Origin of the sequence: Bacillus cereus group sp. BfR-BA-01524 (assembly GCF_022662595.1) — a bacterium.
In the GTDB taxonomy this organism is placed as follows: domain Bacteria; phylum Bacillota; class Bacilli; order Bacillales; family Bacillaceae_G; genus Bacillus_A; species Bacillus_A thuringiensis_S.
The window spans coordinates 1-1,557 of the sequence record NZ_JAKUDW010000223.1; the positions used below are offsets into that span (position 1 = coordinate 1).

Consider the following 1,557-nt stretch of genomic DNA (forward strand, 5'->3'; position numbering starts at 1 on the left):
ACACGTAGAAAAGAATGCGTTTTAGTTACAAAACGTACTCGCAGAAAACATTGCACTTTCGTTACAAAATGCATACGCTTTGAAAAGAAATTTTTCTGGACAAAACGAAGTTTCTGTAAAAAATGCGAATTCTTCCCTAACAGACACGGTCACTCTTGCGATGATTCATGGGATCATGGTAAAGACTGTCACGATGGCGGACACAAATGGGACGATTGCAAAGGCGAACATAAATTCCCATCTTGCAAAAATAAGAAATTCGATCACTTCTGGTATAAAAAACGTAACTGCTAGTTTTTATGCCACCAAAAAAGGCCGCCAAGCGGCCTTTTTTACATTCATTGAAAGTGACTTATGTCTGCAAATTGTTTCACTTTACCTTTACCATCTTCAAATTCTATTATGCTCAAACTGGCACTATGCATAAATGGATCATTCCATACATTTTCTATTTCAATTCCCGCAAAATACCCTACAAGTAATTTTGCTGCTGCCGCATGAGAAACAATCAATATATTTTGTCCTTTATGCTTTTCTAAAAGAAGCCTTATCCCTTCAATTACTCTTTCATAAACCGCCTCAAAATTTTCTCCTGATGTTGACTGAAAAAGATGTGGCTCATTCCAAAATAGATGTACTTCTTCTGGAAATTGCTTTTCTATATCCGCGATTGTTTGTCCTTCCCATATACCCATGTTGATTTCATAGAAATGCTCATCCGCTATAATGGGTATATCACGTTCCCCCTTTATTAACTCTGCCGTATGAAGTGTTCTTTCGCTCGGACTACTATAGATCGCATGGATTGGTAAATCTTTCATTCGATTCCCTAATTGTTTCGCCTGAACTATACCATTTTCAGTTAAAGCAGAATTTTTCCGTCCTTGCATTCGTTTCGCTACATTCCACTCTGTTTCACCATGCCTTGTTACATATATAGTTGTTTTCATTTCTTACTCCCCCTCACCATTTTGGTCGTAATTCCCACGGTTCAATTCTCCCTACAATCCACTCCGCTCGTTTACTTTCAATCCCTTTTATAACTCCATCAGCTATCTCTTCATGAGTAAGCCATCTTCCATATGTATCTTCTAAAATAAAACCTAGAATAATTCTACGATAACTACATCGCGTACTCCCTATTTTTTGTGCAGGCATACGTGATGCTTTACTACCTAAAATATGAAATAAACTATATGTTTTAGACGACAAATCTACTTCTTTACAAATATTTGATAGTGCATGCTTTGCACTTGTGTGTACCCATGCAACAACTAATGTGATCGGACCATTTTTCTCAATTGTACTTTTAATAGCTAGCTTTACATCTTCATCATTATGATAATCTAACGAAAGGCATGTAATATTTTCTGGTGCAGAACTCATTCGCTTAACATTTTCTAATTTCACTTCATCTCGCCCGATAATAGAAACATAAAATCCTTTCTCACAAAGCCACATAGAAACTTTCTTTAGCATTCCTGTTCCACCAATTACAAGTGCATGCAAATACTATCCCTCCCTAGTAAAATGAAACTTTAATCAGCGGGGGGGGGG

General features: G+C 36.9%; 2 protein-coding genes and 1 pseudogene. 1 reads left to right on the forward strand and 2 read right to left on the reverse strand.

Annotation, left to right across the window (positions count from 1 at the left end; all coding sequences use genetic code 11):
• A pseudogene (gene exsB / locus MR170_RS30535) lies at positions 1–294 on the forward strand (exosporium protein ExsB); the annotation flags it as partial.
• Between the two features lie 44 nt (positions 295–338).
• Here the strand turns inward: exsB and MR170_RS30540 are convergent.
• Complete coding sequence (locus tag MR170_RS30540) at positions 339–950, reverse strand: phosphoserine phosphatase 1 (protein ID WP_016081959.1); 612 nt, start codon at positions 948–950, stop codon at positions 339–341.
• A 13-nt stretch (positions 951–963) separates the two neighbouring features.
• The gene (locus MR170_RS30545) at positions 964–1,509 is read right to left on the reverse strand and encodes a short-chain dehydrogenase (protein WP_016081960.1); all 546 of its coding nucleotides are present in this window, start codon (positions 1,507–1,509) and stop codon (positions 964–966) included.
• Positions 1,510–1,557 lie beyond the last annotated feature (48 nt).

Coding starts and splice junctions, on each gene's coding strand:
- MR170_RS30540 (WP_016081959.1), bottom strand. CDS start 950: ATGAAAACAACTATATATGTAACAAGGCATGGTGAAACAGAGTGGAAT.